The 21100-nt window shown below is 64.5% G+C and carries 18 protein-coding genes; 3 read left to right on the top strand and 15 right to left on the bottom strand.

All coding sequences use genetic code 11. The features are described from left to right. Window positions 1–149 precede the first annotated feature (149 nt). On the top strand, window positions 150–458 hold the full coding sequence (locus OPU96_RS15595; protein ID WP_226456617.1) for a hypothetical protein: 309 nt from the start codon (window positions 150–152) through the stop codon (window positions 456–458). Here the strand turns inward: OPU96_RS15595 and OPU96_RS15590 are convergent. From OPU96_RS15590 to OPU96_RS15575, 4 genes are read right to left on the bottom strand one after another with little or no spacing between them, the layout of a single operon-like run. Then, entirely contained in the window at window positions 434–949 is a 516-nt protein-coding gene (locus tag OPU96_RS15590; RefSeq protein ID WP_192298562.1) for a GNAT family N-acetyltransferase, read from the bottom strand. The two genes, OPU96_RS15595 and OPU96_RS15590, sit on opposite strands and share 25 nt — an antisense overlap. Before the next feature lie 16 nt (window positions 950–965). Next, window positions 966–3062 (bottom strand): site-2 protease family protein, encoded by a 2097-nt coding sequence (locus tag OPU96_RS15585; RefSeq protein WP_498559316.1) that lies wholly within the window; start codon window positions 3060–3062, stop codon window positions 966–968. Beyond that, entirely contained in the window at window positions 3062–4381 is a 1320-nt protein-coding gene (locus tag OPU96_RS15580) for an efflux RND transporter periplasmic adaptor subunit (protein ID WP_498559315.1), read from the bottom strand. The genes OPU96_RS15585 and OPU96_RS15580 overlap by 1 nt, the downstream gene beginning before the upstream one ends. Next, window positions 4378–5088, bottom strand: coding sequence for an efflux RND transporter periplasmic adaptor subunit (locus OPU96_RS15575; protein ID WP_498559337.1), 711 nt, complete (start codon window positions 5086–5088; stop codon window positions 4378–4380). Before OPU96_RS15575 ends, OPU96_RS15580 begins: the two co-directional genes overlap by 4 nt. Before the next feature lie 224 nt (window positions 5089–5312). Here OPU96_RS15575 and OPU96_RS15570 point away from each other — a divergent pair, with 224 nt between their 5' ends. Both OPU96_RS15570 and OPU96_RS15565 read left to right on the top strand, forming a co-directional pair. Then, window positions 5313–7478 (top strand): PA5441 family protein, encoded by a 2166-nt coding sequence (locus OPU96_RS15570; protein ID WP_498559314.1) that lies wholly within the window; start codon window positions 5313–5315, stop codon window positions 7476–7478. After that, window positions 7475–8179 carry a DUF3142 domain-containing protein gene (locus OPU96_RS15565; RefSeq protein WP_498559313.1) on the top strand — a complete coding sequence of 235 codons (705 nt, stop codon included), beginning with the start codon at window positions 7475–7477 and terminating at the stop codon, window positions 8177–8179. Before OPU96_RS15570 ends, OPU96_RS15565 begins: the two co-directional genes overlap by 4 nt. Before the next feature lie 72 nt (window positions 8180–8251). On the opposite strand, the gene OPU96_RS15560 is transcribed toward OPU96_RS15565, so the two are convergent. The 11 genes from OPU96_RS15560 to OPU96_RS15510 all read right to left on the bottom strand — a co-directional run bounded on the left by OPU96_RS15560 (window position 8252) and on the right by OPU96_RS15510 (window position 21086). Further along, window positions 8252–8821 carry a hypothetical protein gene (locus OPU96_RS15560; protein WP_192298570.1) on the bottom strand — a complete coding sequence of 190 codons (570 nt, stop codon included), beginning with the start codon at window positions 8819–8821 and terminating at the stop codon, window positions 8252–8254. 149 nt (window positions 8822–8970) lie between these two features. Continuing rightward, window positions 8971–11421, bottom strand: a complete 2451-nt coding sequence (locus OPU96_RS15555) for a TonB-dependent siderophore receptor (RefSeq protein WP_498559312.1) — start codon at window positions 11419–11421, stop codon at window positions 8971–8973. Window positions 11422–11513: 92 nt separating this feature from the next. Continuing rightward, window positions 11514–12464 (bottom strand): FecR domain-containing protein, encoded by a 951-nt coding sequence (locus OPU96_RS15550; RefSeq protein ID WP_498559311.1) that lies wholly within the window; start codon window positions 12462–12464, stop codon window positions 11514–11516. Beyond that, window positions 12461–12970 carry a sigma-70 family RNA polymerase sigma factor gene (locus OPU96_RS15545; protein WP_226456610.1) on the bottom strand — a complete coding sequence of 170 codons (510 nt, stop codon included), beginning with the start codon at window positions 12968–12970 and terminating at the stop codon, window positions 12461–12463. The genes OPU96_RS15550 and OPU96_RS15545 overlap by 4 nt, the downstream gene beginning before the upstream one ends. A 74-nt stretch (window positions 12971–13044) precedes the next feature. Beyond that, complete coding sequence (locus OPU96_RS15540) at window positions 13045–14490, bottom strand: efflux transporter outer membrane subunit (RefSeq protein WP_498559310.1); 1446 nt, start codon at window positions 14488–14490, stop codon at window positions 13045–13047. Continuing rightward, window positions 14487–15545 carry an HlyD family secretion protein gene (locus OPU96_RS15535; RefSeq protein ID WP_498559309.1) on the bottom strand — a complete coding sequence of 353 codons (1059 nt, stop codon included), beginning with the start codon at window positions 15543–15545 and terminating at the stop codon, window positions 14487–14489. The genes OPU96_RS15540 and OPU96_RS15535 overlap by 4 nt, the downstream gene beginning before the upstream one ends. A gap of 14 nt (window positions 15546–15559) precedes the next feature. Beyond that, window positions 15560–17095, bottom strand: coding sequence for an MFS transporter (locus tag OPU96_RS15530; RefSeq protein ID WP_305391826.1), 1536 nt, complete (start codon window positions 17093–17095; stop codon window positions 15560–15562). A gap of 276 nt (window positions 17096–17371) precedes the next feature. Beyond that, on the bottom strand, window positions 17372–18292 hold the full coding sequence (locus OPU96_RS15525; protein WP_192298577.1) for a LysR family transcriptional regulator: 921 nt from the start codon (window positions 18290–18292) through the stop codon (window positions 17372–17374). 53 nt (window positions 18293–18345) lie between these two features. Then, window positions 18346–19194, bottom strand: a complete 849-nt coding sequence (locus tag OPU96_RS15520) for an ABC transporter permease (RefSeq protein WP_192298578.1) — start codon at window positions 19192–19194, stop codon at window positions 18346–18348. A 13-nt stretch (window positions 19195–19207) separates the two neighbouring features. Continuing rightward, on the bottom strand, window positions 19208–20059 hold the full coding sequence (locus OPU96_RS15515; protein WP_192298579.1) for an ABC transporter ATP-binding protein: 852 nt from the start codon (window positions 20057–20059) through the stop codon (window positions 19208–19210). 1 nt (window position 20060) lies between these two features. Then, complete coding sequence (locus tag OPU96_RS15510; RefSeq protein ID WP_498559308.1) at window positions 20061–21086, bottom strand: ABC transporter substrate-binding protein; 1026 nt, start codon at window positions 21084–21086, stop codon at window positions 20061–20063. Window positions 21087–21100: the final 14 nt, after the last annotated feature.

Genomic DNA, 21100 nt, shown 5'->3' with positions numbered 1-21100 from the left:
ATTGGTAGTGAGCGGGCTCGCCCCGCGCTGGGCGGCGAAGCCGCCCCAATCGGTCCGCCGCGGTGTTTCAGACAAACCGAGGAGCCTGGATTTGGGGCGGCTTCGCCCCCCCAGCGCGGGCAAGCCCGCTCACTACGAGGAGCCAAAGCATGTTGAATTTTGTCACTCTGGAACATTTTCGTCCTCTGCTGGCTCAGCCCAGTGTGCTGTACCTGCCAGATGGCTCGGCGTTGCAGATCCAGGTCCAGGGGCTGCGCCCGGCGCCGGAGGCCAGCTTGCCGGGCAGTGCACGGGAGGGCTTCAGTGTGTCGCTCAATAGCCTCGGGCCGACGGATTTCGTCGACGGCTTGTGCCGCCTGCCCTTGCCGGATGTATGCCTGGAACACGTGTTCGTATCCCGCGAGCCGGCCATGGGGCGCGACGGCGAGCGCGGTTACTTCTGCATCGTGTTCAACTGAGACGGGTACCACACCAGCCGTTGCGCGGCCGGTGTCTGTTCTTCCACGCGAAACCCCAGCGCCAGGTAATGCTGGCGCGCATGGGGGTTGCTCGCCCACACCACCGTCGCCACCGGGCAACACACTTGGGTGGCGGCCTGCTGCACGCTGTGCAGCACCGCCCGGCCGAAACCCTGGCCACGTGCGGCAGGGATGAACGCCAGGTACAGCACGCGGATTTCATTGGCGCCGAAGTCGGCACTCAAGGCACCGATAGGCGTGCCGAGCTTTTCCACCACGTAATGCAGGGCGCCTGGAAACTGCTGATCCATGCCCCGCTCCTGCACCTGGAACTGCTGGGCGATGACCTCTTCAACGACCTCTTGCTCGCCGTCGATCCACTGCAAATCCGCGCGCGCCGAATGGTAGAGCTTGTGCAAAAACGGCCCATCGCTGGCCCGTGATGGGCGCATCGCCAAGCCCTGCGCCAATCCGCCATTGTTGTTCATCATCGCCTGCCACTCCTTGTCAGAACCCGCTTTCCCTAACCCCCAACGCCGCCGCCCGCCGCCAGGCCGTGCCCAGCACCGACTCACTGCGCCCTTGCAACAGCACCACGCCGCGCAACGGTTGCCGGGGTGTCTCGATCGCCTCCAGGCTTTTGAGGCGCGCACCATACTGCGCCTGCACCGGCGCCGGGCGCTGGTTTTCGTCGCGGCGCACGGCAATCGGCCCGTGATGGTCGGAGGTCAGCGCCTCCTGATCCAGATAAGCCACGCCGTTGGCGTCGATGTCGGTCAGTTGCACCGGGATCGCGGCGTGCATCGGGTCATCGGCGATAAACCGCCCGGTCGCCCCAGGCCCGACTCGCCACAGCTGCGCCTCGGCCAGGTAGCCGCGCAGGCGCGCGCCCTCTTCCACCACCCGCACCAGCGCATCCTTGGGCGACAGCCAGCGACCCACGCTCAATTGCGGCAGCACATCGCGTACCGTGCCCCCATGGGGCGCACGCAACAGCAGGCGTTCGCGCTGGGCAGCGAGGCCACGGTATTCGGCCAGGGCCTGGGACAGGCGCTGATCGTTGATCCCGGCGTCGGCCGCCGTTTCACTACGCCCGGCCTGGCGGCGCATCTGCAACTGCAGGATCTCGACTTCGCGACGCACGATGCTCTGGCGCGCGTCGAGGTCCGGCGACTCCAGTTCGATCAGCACCTGGCCCTGGGTCACCGCCTGCCCGTCCACCACCCGCAGCGCCTTGACCCGCGCCGCTACCGGCGCATGAGACGCGCTGACGCGACCGGCCTCAAGCATGCTCGGCAGCTCCACCGCGCTGCGCCACGGCACCACCAGCGCCAGCACGATCAACCCCAATCCGAGACTGCTGAGCAACACCCGAGGTGTATGGGCCTGGCTGCGGCGGCTCCACCACTCACGCCACTCCTTGTAGATCGGCAGGCAGATAAACCACGCCAATTCCACCAGCATCAGGAAGATCCCGAGCAGCTTGAAAAACAGGTGATACACCGCCAACGCGATCCCGAGGAACAGCGCCGCGCGCCACAGCCACGCCAGGTAGCCCCACCACAACAGGCGGCGCCGCATCGTCGGCGACCACGGTTCCGGCGCCGGTTCGCCATAGCCAAACAGCAGCTCCCGCAGACGCCAGCGGCACAGTGCGAAAGCGCGGCCTTGCAGGTTGTCGACGCCCCATAAATCGCTGATCAAAAAGTAACCATCGAAGCGCATGAACGGGTTGAGGTTGATCGCCAGGGTGGTCAGCCAGGTGGCGCTGGCCAGCATGAACGCCGCCGTGCGCGCCGGTCCGTCCGGCAGCAGCGACCAGGCCAGCAAGGCGATGCACGCCAGCAGCAGCTCGGCCATCACCCCGCCGGCGCCGATCATCAGGCGCGCGCGGCGATCATTGACGCGCCAGGCGTCGCTGACATCGGTGTAGAACATCGGCAACAGCACCATGAAGGCCACGCCCATGCTCTGCACCCGACAGCCGGCACGCTTGGCCATGAACGCATGGCCGAATTCATGGCACAGCTTGGCGAAGAACAGCGCCACGCCAAACGCCAGGGCGCCGCCGAGGCTGAACAGGTGCGGGAAGGTCGCCAGGAAGCGCTGCCAATCGCGCGCCACCAAAAAGACCCCGAGGCCGAGGATCATCGGCAAACCGTAACGCAACAGGCCCGGGCCAAAGCGTGCCAGCCACGGCCAGGCGCGGTTGAGAAACGCGTCCGGGCGCCACAGCGGGATGCGGAAAAACAGGTATTGATGCAGCAGCACCTGCCACAGGCCCTGCTTTTGGGCGGCGGCTTTATACAGGTAGCTGGCGCGTTGCTCCGGGTCGAGGGCAGCGATCAGGTCATGGGCGCGCAGAAAGCTCAACAGCTCGCTGACCTCGCTGTCCCCCAAGGGCAAGCCCGGCTCGCGGTTGGCCGCTTGCAGGACTTTTTCCGCATCGCCCAGGGACCAATGCCGCAGCAGGCGGATAGCCGTAGCGCCCAACTTGAAATAGCGCCCACGCACCGGGTCGGCGAGGGTCCAGCGCGGCGAACCGTCCAATGCCGCGCCGGCGCTGGACAGTTGCAGGTCGTCACGCAGCCTGGGCAGGCTCATCACAGGCCCACGCTTTGACGCAGGCCCGCCAGCGGTCGACGCAGCAAGTACAGCGCCAGCGGCGCGCGGTCGCCATACAGCTTCGCGGTGCCACGCAGACCGATGCGCGGCGGCGCGTCATCGAACTGCGCATCCAGGCGATAGGCCAATTGCCCGCCCGGCGTAGGCTGCGCCTCGTACGCGGCACGTTGCAGGGTGGCGAGGTGGCGTTGCAGCGGGTCACTGTCGAGGAACAGCGCGACCTGCGCGTTGGGCGCCAGGGCAATCGCATCGCCCACCGCCAGTTCGATGCGCAACTCGGCCTGGCCGGGGTCGGCGATCTGCAACAGGCGCTCGCCGGTTTGCACGGGTTTGCCGGTCCAGCGCTCGGCGTCGGCGAACACCGCGATGCCGTCGCGCTCGGCACGCACCTCGCTGCGCTTGAGCAGCTCGCGGGCGTAATCGCGTTCGGCGCGTTTTTGCTCGACGCGCGCGGCCAGCAGGTCGATGCGCGAGCTGGATTCGGCATCGGCAAACGCACGTTGGGAATTGGCCTTCAACTCCGCTTCCGCCACGCCCAGGGCCCGCGCCGCCACGTCCGCCTGGGCGGTCAGAGTGGTGCTTTCGAAGCGCAGCAGCAGGTCGCCGGTTTTCACGCTTTGGTTGGGTTTGACCAGGAACTCGGCAATCACCCCGTCCAAGGGCGCCGCGACGACTTGCCCGGCCAGTGGCACCACTTCGGCAGGCGCCAGCACCGATTGGCGCACCGGGATCAGCAGCATCAGCAACAACCCGAGCACCACCGCCACCTGACGTTTGCGGGTCAGGCGCAGGCGCCACGGCTGGCGCGGTTGCAACGCATGCCAGGCATGGCTGTAGGTGTCGCCCAACTGCGCCAGCAAGACTTGCTCGGCCGGGTTCCACGGCGTATCCCGCGCCAGCCACAGGCCACCAAACACCTGGCCTTGGGGGTTGATCAGCGGCAACCAGAACACATGTTCGGCCGACAGGCTCTGCCAGTCGGCGCGCACCGCGTCGCTCAATAGCTCGGCGGGCACCACGCGCGCGGTCTGGCCGAGATCCAGCTTGTGCAACTGCGCCACCGCCTGCTCGACAAACGCCACGAACGGCGCGTTCGGGTCGACGCTGCTCACCGCTGTGACCGCCTGCACCTTGCCCGCGATCAACAGCGCGGCGTGGCGATAGCCGAACAGCGCTTGCCCATCGTTGACCAGGCTGTAGGCCAACTGCTCGGTGGTGCGGGCGGCGCGGGTCTGGCGTTCGAGGTCGAGAAACTGCGCGAACACCCGCTCGGTGTTCCCCGCCATCGGTGCGTTCATTGCAACTGCGCGAAGTGGGCGGTACCGCTCATACCCGCCATCAAACCGGCGGCATTGGGCAGGGTAGCGACCAGCAGCAGCGTCTGGCTGCCCTCATCGATGCGCGCGCCGAGGCGTTTGACCGTGGCATTGAACGCCTGGCCGGTTTCGTCGGGGGTGAAATTGAAGGTCTGCCCGGGCTTGAGTTTGCCCATCCAGCGCGACGGCACCAGCAGGTGGATTTCCAGGCTGCGGTTGTCGACGATTTCCAGCAGCGGCGCACCCGCCGACACGCTTTCATAACGCTGGACCTTGCGCTGCACCACCTGGCCGTCATACGGCGCCAGCACGCTGCAACGCTTGATCTGCACCTGATAGACCTGGGACTGGGCCTGGGTCTCGGTGAGCTTGGCCTCGGCCCGCGCCACTTCGAAACGCCCGACGGAATTGAGCGAGGCCAGCTGTTTGTTGTGCGCCAGTTCTTCACCGGCGCCACGGCTGGCGGCCTGGGCGGCGTTCAGTTGGGCCTGGTAGGCCGAACAATCGAAGCGCGCCAGGGTGTCGCCCTTCTTGAACGACTCGCCTTCGCTGAACGGCAGTTCGACGATGCGCCCCGACAACTCACTGGCCAGCATCGCCTGGTCGCGGGCCCGCAGCACACCGCGCGCTTCGCTGGTGGCACTGGCGGCAGTCGCCGGCGGCTGATCCAGCAAGGGATCTTCAGCCATGGCCAGCGGCGCCACGCCCAACAGGCAGGTAAAACCCAACATCAGTGCATTCAATTGCTTCATACGGTCAACTCCCTGACATACAGCGCAGTCTATGTCAGAGAAATTAAATTGCCACTACCCTCAATCGGACAAATCTACGATTTGTGTAGGGCTTCACCGAAGCGATTGTCGGATCAAGCTATGATTGCCGCCCTCCAAGGACTCAGGATCAAGGACACGTCATGCGCATCGGTTTTCTGTCACCCCTGGCACTGGCTCTGCTGGCCAGTGTTTCCCTGCCCGCAGCGGCCAGTTCCGACAACTTTTGCTTCCCTGACTGGCGCGTCGCCCGCAGCAGCCTCGACCGTTGCAACAACCTGCCGTTCCTGAGCCCGGGCAATGACAGCCGGGCCAACCTGCGCCTGATGCTTGCCGACAAAAAAGGCGCGCCGCTGACGCCGAATGCCTTGGACGAAGATGACCTGGCCCAGGGTTTCGGCGCGGTGCCGTTTCCACAGTACCGCCTGGCCCTGGCCTCCAACGGCGAGACCGAACCTGACTCCGACGATTCCCCTACCGCCGAACTCGACACCCTGCTCGAGCCCCTGGGCATCAAGCGCGAAGACTACAAAACCGCCGGTGAAGGCTTCGTCAGTGGCGAAGGCAGCCGCTGCCGCAGCAACGACGACAGCAGCGCCACCGCGTTTATCCGCCAGGTCGCCAAGGCCGACATGCCCCAGGCCGAGCGCGAACTGCTGGCCAAGGCGCGCCTGCAACTGCTCACCACCTGCGACTGGGACGGCCCGGTGGTCGCGGACCCGCAGCAGATCCAGTCCACCGACGGCCAACTGTTTCGCACCTACCTGCAAGCCGCCGCCGACTTCTACAGCGGCCGCTTCGCCGAGGCCGAGCGCGGCTTCAGCGCCGCCGGCAGCGCCACTTCGCCGTGGCTGAAAGAAACCGCGCGCTACATGGTTGCGCGCAATGCGCTCAACCAGGCCCAGGCCAACACCTATGACGAATACGGCGTGCCCGACCTCGAACGTGTGGATAAAACTGCGCTGGCCACGGCCGAGCAAGGCTTCGACGGCTACCTGAAGACTTATCCACAGGGCGAATACAGCGTTTCTGCACGCGGCCTGCTGCGTCGCGTGTACTGGCTGGGCTTTGACAGCGAGAAGCTGGCCGCCGCGTTTACCTGGGCGCTGACTGAAGCCAGCGACGCGCAGCGCAACGTATCGGTGGATGAACTGGTGGAAGAGGCCGACCTCAAGCTGCTGATGTCCAGCGGCGACACCGTCAACACGCCGATGATCCAACTGGTCAGCGACCTGATGGTGATGCGTGGCGGCGAGCAACCGGCGCTGACCCGCGCCGACCTGGAAAAACAAAAGTCGGCGTTTGCCAGCGACCCGGCGCTCTACGACTACTTGCTGGCCGTGTGCGCGCTGTTCGTCGAGCAGCAACCGGACGCCGCCTTGAAGCAATTGCCGCAAAGCGTGCCAGCGAGCCTCAACTACTTCGCCTTCAGCCAACAGACCCTGCGCGCCCTGGCCATGGAAGCCAAACAGGACTGGAAAGGCGCCGAGGCGCTGTGGCTGCAACTACTGCCGCTGGCGAAACTGCCACTGCAACGCGACCAGTTGGAATTGGCCCTGGCCATGAATTACGAGCGCAGCGGCCAGCTGGCCAAGGTGTTTGCCGCCGACTCGCCGATCAGCGCCAACCAGGTGCGCTACATCCTGCTGCGCAACGTCGCCGGGCCTGAACTGCTGCGCCAGCAGATCGCCCAGGCCCGCGACCCGCTGGAACGCGAAACCGCGCAATTCGTGCTGCTCTACAAAAACCTGCTGCGCGGCCAGTTCGAAAGCTTCGCCGACGACCTCAAGCAACTGCCTGTGCCTGCGTCCGAAGACAAACTCGGCACCAGCCTGGGTTATGTCTACGGCGGCAACCAGACCCTGCGGCTGTTCCAGTGGAACGGCGACAAGGCCGAATCCGGTTACGTCTGCCCGAGCATCGCGCAAACCGCCGAGGCCTTGCAGGCCGACGCCAAGAACCCACAGGGCCTGAACTGCATCGGTGAGTTCATCCTGCGCAACAGCCTCGACGGCATGCCGCTCGAACAAGCCCGCGCCGCCGGTAGCCTGGGCAGCACCGCATCGGACTTCAAGGGTGAAACCTTCTCGCGCCTCGACGGCTACCGGCAGGTGATCGGCGACGCCAAGGCGCCAAAGAATGACAAGGCCTACGCCTTGTTCCGCGCCATCAACTGCTACGCACCGGCCGGCTACAACAGCTGCGGCGGCAAGGACGTCGAGCCGGCGGTGCGCAAAGCCTGGTTCCGCCAGCTCAAAAGCGGCTTTGCCGACACCCAGTGGGGCAAATCGGCGCAGTACTACTGGTGAAGCCGCTGTGGCTCGCCTGGCTGCTGCTGGCCAGCCCGGCGTTCGGCGCCGTCGACGCCCGCGACTATGACGCCTTCTGGCTGTGGAGCGGCGTCGCACCGCAGCCGGTACTTAAACAGGCCAACACCCTGTACATCCTCCAGGGCCAGATCAACGCCAACCGCCGCGCCCCCGAACGCGGCGCGCAACTGATCGCCCAGGGCATCGGCGTGCCACGCCTGAGCCGTGGCGACATCTGGGTGGTGTACCGCGCCCACACCCTGCGCTGGCCGGAGGCGGTCTACAGCCAACTGCTCGGCCAGGTGCAACGCTGGCGCGACGCGGGCAACCCGGTGGTCGGCATCCAGATCGACTTCGACGCCCGCACCCAATACCTGCACGAGTACGCCAGCTTCCTGCGCGACCTGCGCCAACGCCTGCCGGCCGAGCTGAAACTGAGCATCACCGGCCTGCTGGACTGGAGCAGCAACGCCGACCCGGCTGCCATCGCCCAGCTCAAGGGCGTGGTGGATGAGGTGGTGGTGCAGACATACCAGGGGCGACACAGCATCCCGGATTACGCGGCGTATCTGCCACGGATGAATCGCATGGGGCTGCCGTTCAAGGTCGGCTTGATTCAGGGTGGAGCGTGGGAGGAACCGGGGTATTTGAAGGGGAGCGAGTGGTTTCGGGGGTATGTGGTGTTTTTGCAGAATCGTTGAAGGCGTCTTGCCTGAAAAACCCCATGCAACAAACCGGCGTCCACGGTTCATTTGAACCGTGGACACTGGGTTCTACAGAAAAGGGAAATACAGCGCTTCGATTACTGCAAACGCCCAGAAAATCATGCCGATGAGAATCCAGATGCCATTGGCCCACGTCAAACGACTGTTGGCCTGGCCCTGGGGATCATTTTCCAGATGGTTCACCGCCTGCTGGATTTGCACGGACAATGCAGCCTGCACGATGAGCAGGCAGAGGCTGATCTTCAATCCGTTGAAGGGCGAAACATACCAGAGGAAGGTTAAAGGCAAGAACGTGCAGGTGATCCAACCTAAGGCAAAACACCGCGGCCACCATCGATAAGGTCGCTCTTTCAAATCAAGCACACGTTTGATGTTCATCGCCAACGCGTAAATGAAAAAAACCGAGAAAAAAGCCCGCACCAACGGCAGCACTCGAGCCCCCGTTGCGGCGCGATAAAGGCTCCAATGTTTGTAGGACCAGTAAAAGCTATAGAAACCCTGGGACAACAACACCATCAGTAATAGTTTGCGCGGCGCTACCACGAAAAACGTAGGTTGCAGCGCGGCAGGCGGGCTTAGATTGGCTTGCGGAGGGGCATAGGGGTTATCGAATGGCATGGACTCTTTTCCTTGATAAGTCGGCGCCAGAGGCTAATGCGTAACCCCGCCCAATCCGTCAGCGTGAGCAAAATCAAGAGTGCTCCTACACGCCACTTCCTGTGGCGCCAGACTCTTCCTACACACCAGCCTGCATCCGCAGAGTCTGCCTACCAGTCGTAGGTCACGCTCGACACCGCCGTCCGCCCTTCCCCGTAATAACAATCCAGGTCACTGGTGCACTGCGACAGGTAGGTCTTGTTGGTGAGGTTCTGCACGGTCAGCGCCAGTTTCACGCCCTTGAGTTTCAGCGGCGAGCGGCTCAGGTCGTAGCTCAGACTGGCGTCGTAGACGCTGTAGGACGGCACGCTGAAGGCACCTTCGTAGTAGTCGCCCAGGCTTTGGCGGGCGTAACGCACGCCCAGGCCTGCGCCGAGGCCGGCCAGTGGGGTGTCGCCGAGCACGTTGTAGTTGACCCACATCGACGCGGTAAGCGGTGAGATGCCGGCCGGGTGGCGGCCCTGGCGGCCTTCTTCGTCCTTGGTGTATTTGATGTCGTTGCGTGCAGCCGAGGCGATGATCTCCCAGGCATCGTTGAGCACGGCCTTGGCTTCCAGTTCCACACCGCGTGAGCGCATGGCGCCGCTCTGGGTGCTGAACGTGTCATTGGGGTTGGTGGTGATGACGTTTTCCTGGTCGAGTTGGTAGACCGAGGCCTGCACAAAACTCTTCTGGCCAGGTGGTTGGTATTTCACGCCGACTTCGTATTGCTTGCCGGTAGACGGATCGAACGGCTTGCGGTCGACGTTGGTGCCGGTCAGCGGCAGGAAGGATTCGGAGTAGCTGATAAACGGCGCCAAGCCGTTATCGAACAAGTACACCAGGCCCGCACGGCCGGTGAAGGCTTCGTCCTTGCTGGCGAAGCGTGTTTTTTGCATCGGTTCTTTATTGACCACGCTGGCCCAGTCGTAACGGCCGCCGAGCACCAGCGCCCATTTGTCCCATTTGATCTGGTCCTGCACGTACAGGCCGGTCTGGCTCAGGGTGCGGTCCCAGCGGTACGGCTGGCGGTAGTCGATGTGCTGGCCGTAGACCGGCTTGAACAGGTCGATCGCCGCGGCGGTACGGTCGTAGAGGCCGTGGAACAGCGAGCCGGAGTGGTAGTAATCGAGGCCAAAAATCATCGTATGGGACAGCGCGCCGGTGTCGAATTCGGCCTGGGCGATGCTGTCGACGCCAAACACTTTGTTGTTCTGCGCCCAGTCCACTGCGTAACGTTGCAGGTAGCGTTGGTCCTGCACCCCGGTGGCGGGGTTGGCGACGAAGGCGTAGCCGTGCAGTGGCGCGGTGTAGCGGTCGTCGACCTCGGCGTAGCGGGCGTTTTGCTTGAGGGTCCAGGTGTCGTTGAGGCGATGGGCAATCTCGTAGCCCAGCACATACTGCTCGCGGTTGTACTGGTTGACGCCCGGCTCGCCGAGAAACAGGTCGCGCTTGATCTTGCCGTTGGGGTTGGCCCACAGGGTGCCGGACGCCGGCAGGCCTTGGGCTTCGGGCACGCCTTTGTCTTTCTGGTACTGGGCGAACAGGGTCACGCTGGTGTCGTCGTTGGGCCGCCAGGTGAGGCTGGGGGCGATGAACTGGCGTTTGTTTTCGACGTAGTTGATTTCGTCCTGGCCATCGCTGAACAGGCCGGTCAGGCGATAGAGAAACTGCCCTTGTTCATCCAGCGGGCCGCCGAGGTCGATGGCCGCGCTTTTGTGCTCGTAGGTGCCGGCCTCCAGCACCACTTGGTGCACCGGGGTTTCGCTGGGGCGCTTGCTGACCATGTTGACGATGCCGCCCGGTTGGTTCTGACCGTACAACACCGAGGCCGGGCCCTTGAGCACTTCGATGCGTTCCAGGGAGTACGGTTCGATCTGCAACGCGCCGCCGGTGCTGCCGCCGCCGTAGGGCAGGTGCAGGCCGTCGAGGTACAGCGGGGTCGGCGAGAAGCCGCGCGAGGTCGGCTCATCGAACAATTTGACCCGGTCCGCAAAGCCGCCCGCCGCCATGCCCGGCGTGTAGAGCAACGCCTGGGTCACGCTCTGGGCACCGCGCGCCTTGATCTCGGCGGCGCTGATCACGTTGATGGTCTGGGGGATTTCCACCAGCGCCGAGTCGGTCTTGCTGCCCGAGGCGCTGCGCGTAGCGACGATACCGTCCACCGGGCCCCAGGCGCTTTCCCGGGCTTGCTCGCCGCTGATCTGGGTGGCGCCCAGTTGCAACGGGCCGCCGCCGGAAATCGCCTGCAACGACCAACCGCCCTGGGACTGCATCGCCACCAAGCCGCTGCCCGCCAGCAACTGCTCCAAACCGGCGCCCACCGCGTAACGCCCTTGCAGGCCGGCGCTGCGCTTGCCTTCGGTGAGTGAGGCGTCCACCGAGAGCAAAATCCCCGAGGCGCTGGCGAAGCGGTTCAATGCCTGGTCGAGGCTGCCCGCGGGAATGTTGTAGGCGCGCTGTGTTTCGGCGCTTTCAGCGGCTTGAACCAGGCTCGGCAGCAGGGGCACGGCGGCCAGCAGGCCGACAAACACGCCACGGCGCAGGGCGCGGGCCAGGGGTTGGATCTGGTGATGCGGCATTGCAGGACTCCCCGTGAGATCGCTTCTTGATTGGCTTTCAAGAGGTATCCCGAGCGGGATGCAAAAACCGACAAGTGCTTGGCAAACTTTTTTCAGACCCGTGCCTTGATCGTCACCCAGTAGCGCGTCACCGCCTGCACCTGTACCGGTAACGAGCGCTCCAGCGCGGCGAGGATCGCGTCGGTGTCGTCCAGCGGAAACACCCCGGTCAGCAACAGGCCGGACACCGCCTGATCACAGCGCAACAGCCCCGGACGATAGCGGCTCAACTGCGCGACAAACGCGCCCAGGGGCTGGCGTTCGGCGATCAGGCGGTGCTCGGTCCAACTGCTGGCATTGGCGTCCACCGCCGTCAACGCCGTGCTCTGCCGAGGGTTGAACCACAGGCTGTCGCCAGCCTTCATCTGCACCGCCGCGCCGTGCAGCGGGGTCACGCGCAGGCGGCCTTCGTAGAGGTCGACGCGGCTGCCACCGGACAGTTCGCGCACGCCAAAACGGGTACCCAGGGCCTGCACATCACCGGCCGGGGTTTCGACGATCAACGGGCGCACCGGGTCGTGGCCGCTGGTCAGTAGCACCTCGCCACGGATCAGGCGAATGCGGCGTTCGCTGGCGCTGAAACGCAGGTCCACCGCGCTGTCGCTGTTGAGGTCCAGGCGTGTGCCGTCGCTGAGGGTGACGTGGCGGATCTCGCCGGTGGCGGTGCGGTGTTCGGCGAACGCGGCCTGCCAGGGTTCGCTGCGCTGCACCAGGTAGCCGCTGCCGCCGGCCACCAGCAACAGGCCGAGCAGCTTGAGGGCGGCGCGGCGTTGGGTGTCCGGGGTGTCACGCAACACGGCGCGGGCGCTGTCGACGGGCACGCCACCGAGGGTTTGCTGCAAGTGCTGCAAACGTTGCCAGGCGCGGCGGTGTTCCGGATCGGCGGCCTGCCACTGGGCGAAGGCCTGGCGTTGTTCACCGTGCAGGTCGCCACCCCAATGCAGCATCAGCCATTCGCTGGCTTGCTCGACAATGGCCGGGGCGATGGGCGCGTCGTGTCTCATTCGGCGTAGGCCACTTGGTAGCAGGCGACGATGGCGCGGGTCATGTACTTCTGCACCGAGCTGAGGCTGACGCCCAGGCGCTCGGCGATCTGTGCGTAGCTCAGGCCTTCGAACTGCGACAGCAGGAAGGCACGGCGCACGTTGTCGGGCATGCGGTCGAGCATCGCGTCGATCTGCATCAGGGTTTCGAGGATCAGCGCGCGGGTCTCCAGGCTCGGCGACTCGGGCTCCGGCAGGTGCGCGATGCTGTCCAGGTAAGCGCGCTCGATGCGCAGGCGCCGCCACTGGTCGATCACCAGGTTGCGGGCGATCTGTGCCAGGTAGCTGCGGCTTTCCTTGTCGCCGGGAAAGCGCCCGGACACCAGCAGGCGCAGGAAAGTGTCCTGGGCCACGTCGGCGGCATGCTCGCGGTCGCCCAGGCGTTTACGCAACCAGCCTTGCAACCAGCCGTGATGGTCGCGGTACAGGAGGTGAAGCTGTTGCTGGCCGTCAGTCGCGGTGTCCATGAAAAAGCTCAGATACACTATTGAGAGCAATTATCATTACAGTTTATTTCGCGACTGACAAAAACTCTTTGTCCTCACCCCCCGGCGGTGTGCAGCGGATACACCGATTCCCAACCGCCGCCCAACGCTTTGTACAGCCCGACCATGGCCAGGGAGACGCTGGTCGAACTCTCCACCCACTGCTCCTGCGTGGCCAGCAATGCGCCTTGCACGGTGAGCACGTTGACGAAATCCACTACGCCTTCGACGTACTGGTGTTGCGCCGTGGCCAGGGCAATCTGGTTCTGGCGCACCGCTTCGGCGAGGCTGTCGCGGCGCAGTTGGCTGGCGTTGTAGAGGGTCAATTGGTCGTCGATCTCATGCCAGGCGCGCAGCACGGTTTGCTGGTACGCCAGCGCCGCTTCCTGTTGCTGGGCTTCGCGCAGGTTCAACATGCCTTCGAGGCGCCCACCATTGAACAGCGGCAGGCTGAACTGCGGGCCGAAGGCAAAGGCGCGTGAACCCCACGAGCCGAAATCCGACAGTTGCATGGCCTGGGAACCGAGGTTGCCGGACAGGGTGATGCGCGGGTAGAAATCGCCCTTGGCCACGCCGATATTGGCGGTGGCGGCGTGCAATCGGGCTTCGGCCTGGCGGATGTCGGGGCGACGTTCGGCAAGTTCCGAGGGCAGGCCAATGGCGACCTGGCGCTGGGTCTGCGGCACCGCGGCATCCGCTGACAATTGCGCATGCAGCGCTTGCGGCGCCTCGCCCATCAGCAGGCTCAGGGCGTTGATCAACTGGTCCTGGCGCTGTTGCAGATCCGGCAGGCGCGCTTCGATGGTCGCGACCTGGGCGGCGGCTTCGGCCACGTCCAGGTCGGTGGCCACGCCGTCGGCCAGGCGCAGTTGCGAGAGCTTGAGACTGTGGCGTGCCACGTCGAGGTTTTGCTCAGTGACGGCGCGGGTATTTTGCACGCCGCGCAGCTGGATATAGTCCTGGGCGGTTTCAGCGAGCACCGCGAGCAGCACGGCGCGACGGTCGTTTTCGGCGACTTGCAGGGTGGCGTCGGCGGCTTCGGTTTCGCGTTTGACGCGGCCCCAGAGATCCAGCTCCCAGGACGCCGAGAACCCCGCATCCCACTGGCTGAACGCGGCGCGGCCGTTCTCGCCGGACGGGTCGTTCAAGCCTTTGCCACTGTTGCGTTTGCGCTGGTAGGCGCCGCTGGCATTGACGTTGGGGTAACGCTCGGCGGTGGTGACCTGGCGCACGGCGCGGCTTTGTTGCAGGCGGCTGCTGGCGAGTTTCAGGTCGAGGTTGTCGCTGAGCGCGCGGCGGGTCAGGGCCGAAAGTTGCGCGTCGTGGAACACATCCCACCAACGCTCCTGCAACGGATCGCTGACGGCACGGCTGGCGGCTTGACGGCCTTGGGGCTCGCTCCATTGTGTGACCTGAGGGGCCTGTGGCCGTTGGAAGTCCGGGCCGACGCTGCAGGCACTCAGGCTGATAAGGCTCAGGGTGAGCCAGGCAACACGCTTCATTGCTGGGCCACCTCATGCTGCTTCGCGACCGGCTGCGTATCGACGGTGGCTTCCACCGACATGCCCACACGCAGGCGTGCGGTCAGGGCCTGGCCCGGCTCCAGTACGATCTTCACCGGGATGCGCTGTACCACCTTGGTGAAGTTGCCGGTGGCGTTGTCCGGCTTGACCGCCGCGAACGTCACCCCCGTGGCGGGCGCGAGGCTTTCCAGATGGCCGTTGAGAGCCTCGCCGTCGAGGCTGTCGACGCGCACCTGCACGGCTTGGCCGGCGTGCATGTGGGAGAGTTGGGTCTCCTGGAAGTTGGCCACCACGTAGGCTTCGGCCAACGGCACCACGGCGAGGATCTTGCTGCCTGGCGTCACATAGGCACCCACCCGCACCGCACGCTCGCCGACCACGCCATCCACCGGCGCGACGATGCGCGTGTACGACAGTTGATAACTGGCCATTTCCAACGCGGCCTGGGCGCGCTTGAGCCCGCCTTCGGCGGCGTCGCGCTGGGCGCTGAGGATTTCCACCTGCTTGCGTTCGGCCGCCAGCACCGCCGTGGCATTGGCCAGGCGCGCGGTGGCCTGGTCGATGCGGGTCTTGGCCTGCTGGGCGTTCTGCACGGTGCCGGCGCCAACTCCGGCAAGGTGGTTGTAGCGGTTCAGTTCGTGTTCGGCGAAGGCCATTTCGGCGCGGTCTGCCGCGACGGTGGCCTGGGCCTGGGCGATCACCGAGCTTTGGCGCTCCAGGGTCGCGCTGGCGTTTTTCAGTTGGGCCTGGGCGACCAGGGTGTCGGCGTCGGCAGCCTGGGCGGCGGCGCGGAAATCGCGGTCGTCGATCAGCGCCAGCAGTTGCCCGGCCTTGACCCGCTGGTTGTCTTCCACCAGCACTTCCTTGATGAAGCCGGCCACACGGGGCGCAACCAGGGTGAAGTCGGCGGCGACGAAGGCGTCGTTGGTGCTCTGGCGCTTGCTGCCGAGCACACCCGGCGCAACCAGGTAGACCAGCACGCCAACGGCAAACACGGCGATAACGGCGACGGCAATTTTGTCTTTGCGTTTCATGAACAGTCCTTTAATCAAGTCGGTGCACGGGGCGGGAAGATCCGCGTGGGCATCCAGAAAATCAGCAGGATCAACGCCACCGCGACCGCGGCCATGACGACATACAGATCCGAAGAGGTCAGCACCACGGCCTGCTCGTGCAGGCGGTGCGCCAGGCCCGGTGCGTCGCCGTCGACCAGGGGCGAGTTGCCCAGGCGGTCGACCAGCATGGTCGAGTGCAAGTGCAGGCGCTGGGTGGTCAGTGTGTCGAGCACACCCGTGGCAATCACGGCGGCCAGGCCTTTGACCGTGTTGAACCAGGCCGAGGCGAACGGCCCGTCCATCGGCTGGATACTGCCGGTGGACAGCATCAGCAGCGGCAGCACGGCCATCGGTTGCCCGAAGATTTGCAGCAGGTACAGCCCGTAGAAATCATCGCGAATCCATTGCGAAGTCAGCTGCGAACTGCCCAGGCAACACAGCACCAGCATGCCCAGGCCAATGCCCAGTACCCAGCGGCAATCAACCCAGCGCAGGTTGCACAACGCCGCCACCAGCGGCAGCGCGATCAACTGCGGCAGCGCCATCAGCAGCATCACCGGCGCGGTCTGCAGCGGGCGATAACCCTGGACCTGGGCGAGGAAACTCGACGGGATGATGATCACCGAGGTCAGCACCATCAGCACGCCGGCCAACACGATCAGGGCAAACGCCAGGTTGCGCAGGCCGAGCATCTGCAGCTTGAAGAACGGCATCGGGTGCGACCATTCATTGAGCATGAACAGCACCAGCAAGAGCGTGCCGCCGCTCAACAGGAAGGTGATCAGGCCCGACTCGAACCAGTCCAGGCGATTGCCCTGGAGAATGCCGATCACCAGCATGCAGATCGCCGGAAAACCCAGCAGCAGGCCGCGCCAGTTGAATTGCTTGAAGCGCTCCAGGCGCAGCGGGTCCTGCGGCAAACCGTAGGCCACGGCGGCCATTGCCAGCAGACACGGCGCGACGATCTGCCAGAACGCCCATTGCCAGCCGACGTATTCGGTCCACAACGCCGCCAACGGCGTGCCCAGGCTTGGGCCGAAGGTGGCGGTAAGTGCGTAGCCGGCCAGACCGTAGAGCTTGACGTTGGCCGGCAGGAAGCGCAGCGCGACGGTCATCAGCATTGGCGGCAATGCTCCACCGGCCAGGCCTTGCACGGTGCGCAGCAACAACAGGCTTTCGTAGTTCGGCGCGAACGGGCACAGGATGCCCAGCACGGTGAACAGGCCGATGGCGCACAGGGTGAAACGGCGCAGGGAAAACGTCACCGAACACCAGGGTGCAAAGGCCATGGCCGCGACTGACGTGGCGGTGTAGGCGGCAACCAGCCAGGTGCCTTCGTCAAAGCCGATGTACAGCGCACCGCGGATGTCGGCGAGGGCGACCTTGGTGACCATCTCGTTGAGACCGGACACCAGCACGGCCAGTAACACGCCGACCAGGCCGAGGATGATGCGCGGGCCGAACACGGGAGGGCTGATGCTGACGGGTTTGGCTGCGGCCGCGAGGGTGGGGGCAGCGAGGGAAGTCATGAACGGGAAACTCGGAATGATCAATACCCGAGCAGTTTAATCAGGCACACACATGACAAAAAGTTACATGTCGGCAGCTTATAAGTGCACCAAACGCAACTCTCAAACCCAACGCAGGTTCCTGTGGATGCTGGCTTGTGTGGGAGCGGGCTTGTGTGGGAGCGGGCTTGTGTGGGAGCGGGCTTGCTCGCGAATGCGGTGGGCCATTCACGTAATGTGTTTCTGACACTCCGCATTCGCGAGCAAGCCCGCTCCCACATTTTGACCGAGTTCACTTTAGGTGGGTTGGGCTTCCAGCCAGGTAGCGTGACAGCTCTCGCGCAGGGTCTCGCGCAGCCATTTGTGCGCCGGGTCCTTGTCGAAGCGTGGGTGCCAGGATTGCGCTAACACCAGGGTCGGCAGAGAGATCGGCAACGCAAACGCGCGCAGCGGCAACTTCAGGCGATTGGCGCTGTAGAGGGCTTCCTTGGGCACCGGCAGGATCAGGTCGGAGTCGGGCAGCATGAACATCGCACCGTGAAAACCCGGCGCGATCATCGCCACGCGGCGCTCCAGGCCCTGGGCGTTCAGCGCGGTATCAATCGGCCCACGGGCGATGCCGCGCCGCGAAATGCTGATGTGGGAGTAACTGGCAAAACGCGCGGCGGTGATTTCTTCATCGAACAGCGGGTGGTCTTGTCGTGCCAGGCCGACGAAGGTGGTGGAGAACAGGTTCTGCACCTTCACTTCGGGGCTGGAGGGCATGGTGTTGCTGACGCGCAGGTCCAGGCGCCCTTCGCGCAGCGCTTCGTCGTCGGTGTCGCCCTCGGGCACGAAGCACAGCTCGCACAGCGGCGCCACGCGTTCCATGGTGTCGAACAGGCGACCGCCATACACGCCGATAAAAAAGTCGTTGGCCCGCACACTGAAGCGGCGGCGCAAGGTACTCAAGTCGACCTGGTCCGCCGAACGAAACAGCAGCGCCGCCTGTTCCACCACGTTGCGTACCTGGGCTTGCAACTGCAACGCCTTGGGCGTCGGCACCAGGCCGCGCCCGGCGCGCACCAGCACCGGATCGCCGACCGCTTCGCGAATGCGCGTGAGGGTGCGGCTCATGGCCGCCGGGCTGAGGTTCATGCGGCGCGCGGCGCCGACCACGCTGCCCTCGTCGAGCAAGGCGTCGAGGGCGACCAACAGGTTCATGTCCGGTAGTTGCATGCCAAGCACTCGTGATGACTAAGGCGTGAATGGGCTGCAATCGTAACAGGTGATCAGCGTTGCATGCCCCAACGCTTCACGGTGAGCCGCTCGAAGGTGTCGAACACCAGGTTCTCCACAAGCAGGCCGATCAGGATCACCACCGCCAGCCCGGCAAACACCTTGTCGGTGTAGAGCTCGTTGCGGTTCTGGAAGATGTACCAGCCCAACCCGCCCTTGCCGCTGGTTGCACCGAACACCAGCTCGGCAGCGATCAGCGTGCGCCAGGCAAATGCCCAGCCGATCTTGAGGCCGGCGAGGATCGACGGCAGCGCCGCCGGAATCAGGATGAACAACACAAAGCGCATGCCCTTGAGGCCGTAGTTGCGCCCCGCCATGCGCAGGGTTTCGGACACGCCGAGAAACCCCGAATAGGTGTTCAGCGCCAACGCCCACAACACCGAATGCACCAGCACAAAGATCAGGCTGTTCTGCCCCAGGCCGAACCACAGCAGCGCCAGCGGCAACAGGGCAATCGCCGGCAACGGGTTGAACATCGAGGTCAGGGTGCTGAGCAAGTCGCGGCCCAGTTGGGTCGAGACCGCCAATGTGGTCAGGGCAAATGCCAGCACAATGCCGATCAGGTAGCCCTTGATCAGCACCACCAGCGAGATGCTCACCTTGCTCAATAATTCGCCGCTGAGCAGGCCGTCGTAGAGCGCGTGGAAGGTCTGCAGGAAGCTCGGCAGCAGCAGGTCGTTGTTCTGGTAGCGTGCGACGCCTTCCCAGAGGATCGCCAGCACGATCAGGATCAGGCCCTTGCGCAGCCAGCCTTGTTGCCAAAGGCGTTGGCGCAGAGGCAGCTCGCGCTCCACCGGGACGCTGAGCAAGGGTTCGAGGTGTATTTCGTATTCCTGGCGCATGAGAAGTGGCCCCTTAGTAGGCGATGCGGATGTCAGCAAAACCCAGTTCGGGCTCGGCCTCGGTGGCTTCATCGAACAACAGGCGATGAATCCGCCGCGCCGAGTGCTGGAATTCCACGCCGCCAAGGCTGTGCAGGTCGTATTGATGGCTGTGGATTTCCGCACGCACGCGCCCCGGATGCGGCGACAGCAACAGGATGCGATTGCCCACCACCAGCGCTTCTTCGATGGAGTGGGTGACGAACAGCAGGGTGAAGCGCACCTCTTCCCAGAGCAGCAGCAATTCTTCCTGCATCTTGCGCCGGGTCAGGGCGTCGAGGGCGGCGAAGGGCTCGTCCATCAACAGGATTTTCGGCTGCATGGCCAGCGCGCGGGCGATGGCCACGCGGGCTTTCATGCCGCCGGACAGGGTGTGGGGATACGCGTCGGCAAAGGCGGTGAGGCCGACTTTATCGAGGTAGTGCAGCGCACGGTCTTCGGCTTCGGCGCGCTTCAAGGTCTTGGACGCCAGCAGCGGGAACATCACGTTCTGCTTGACGGTTTTCCACGGCGGCAACTGGTCGAACTCCTGGAACACCACGATGCGATCCGGGCCCGGTTGTTCGACCTTTTGCCCGAGCAGGCGGATCTCGCCTTCGCAGGGTTTGATAAACCCGCCAATGGACTTGAGCAATGTGGATTTGCCGCAACCCGACGGGCCGAGCAGCACATAGCGGTCGGCCGGATCGATCTCGAAACTGACCTGGTGAGTGGCACGCACCACGCGCTCGGGCGTGCGGTATTCCAGGCTGACGTTATCCACCGCCAGCAACGGCAAAGGAGTGTGCAGGTTGCTGGCCGTGTGGCCTTGCAAGAGCGCGTTCATCTCAACTTCCTTGCAACGGCTTGGCGTCCTGGAAGAAGTAGTCCTTCCACGATTCAGGCTTGTTCTTGATGGCGCCGACGCGGTAGAGGAACTCCGCCAGCGGGTAGGTGTTTTTCGGCGTGATGCTGAATTCGAACTGTGGGTTGTCGATGATTTTCAGCAACTCGGCACGGTCGATCTTGGCCTTGGTCACGCGGATGTAGGTGTCGGCCGCTGCGCCTTTGTCGTTCTGGGCGAACTGCGCGGCTTCGGTCAGTGCGTCGATGAAGGCCTTGTAGGTTTTCGGGTTGTCGTTGCGGAATTTCTCGGTGGCGAACAGCACGGTCGGCGAGTTCGGGCCGAGCAGGTCGTAGGTGTTCAGCACCACGTGTACGTTGGGGTTGGTCAGGGCCTGGTCCTGGAACGGCGGGTTGGAAAAGTGCCCGGTCAGTTCGGTGCCGCCGGCGATCAATGCGGCGGTGGCGTCAGGGTGCGGGACGGCGACGGTGTATTTGTCGAGGCGGTTGAATTCCTTGTCGCCCCACTGCTTGGCGGCGGCGTATTGCAGGAAGCGTGATTGCACGGAAACGCCTACCGCCGGAACGGCGATGCGGTCTTTGTCGGTGAAGTCGGCGATGGTCTTGACCTTGGGATTGTTGCTCACCAGGTAGTAGGGGAAGTTGCCAAGGGAGGCGACAGCCTTGACGTTCTGCTTGCCGCGGGTGCGGTCCCAGATGGTCAGCAGCGGGCCGGTGCCGGCACCGGCAATATCGATGGAGCCGGACAGCAACGCGTCGTTGACCGCCGCGCCACCGGACAATTGGGTCCAGTCGACCTTGATGTCGATGCCTTCCTGCTTGCCGTATTTCTCGATCAGGTTCTGGTCGCGCACCACGTTGAGCAACAGGTAGACGATGCCGAACTGCTCGGCGATGCGGATCTCGCCTTCAGCCTGCGCTGCCGCCGGTGCAACGAAGCTGCCGGCCAACAGGCTGACACCCAGGCCGACGGTCGCGGCCAGGCGTGCAAAGGGAATTTTCCTGGACATGGTCATACTCCGGA

The organism is Pseudomonas sp. RP-B7, assembly GCF_059803535.1.
This window is presented reverse-complemented; position numbering and strand designations above follow the sequence as displayed.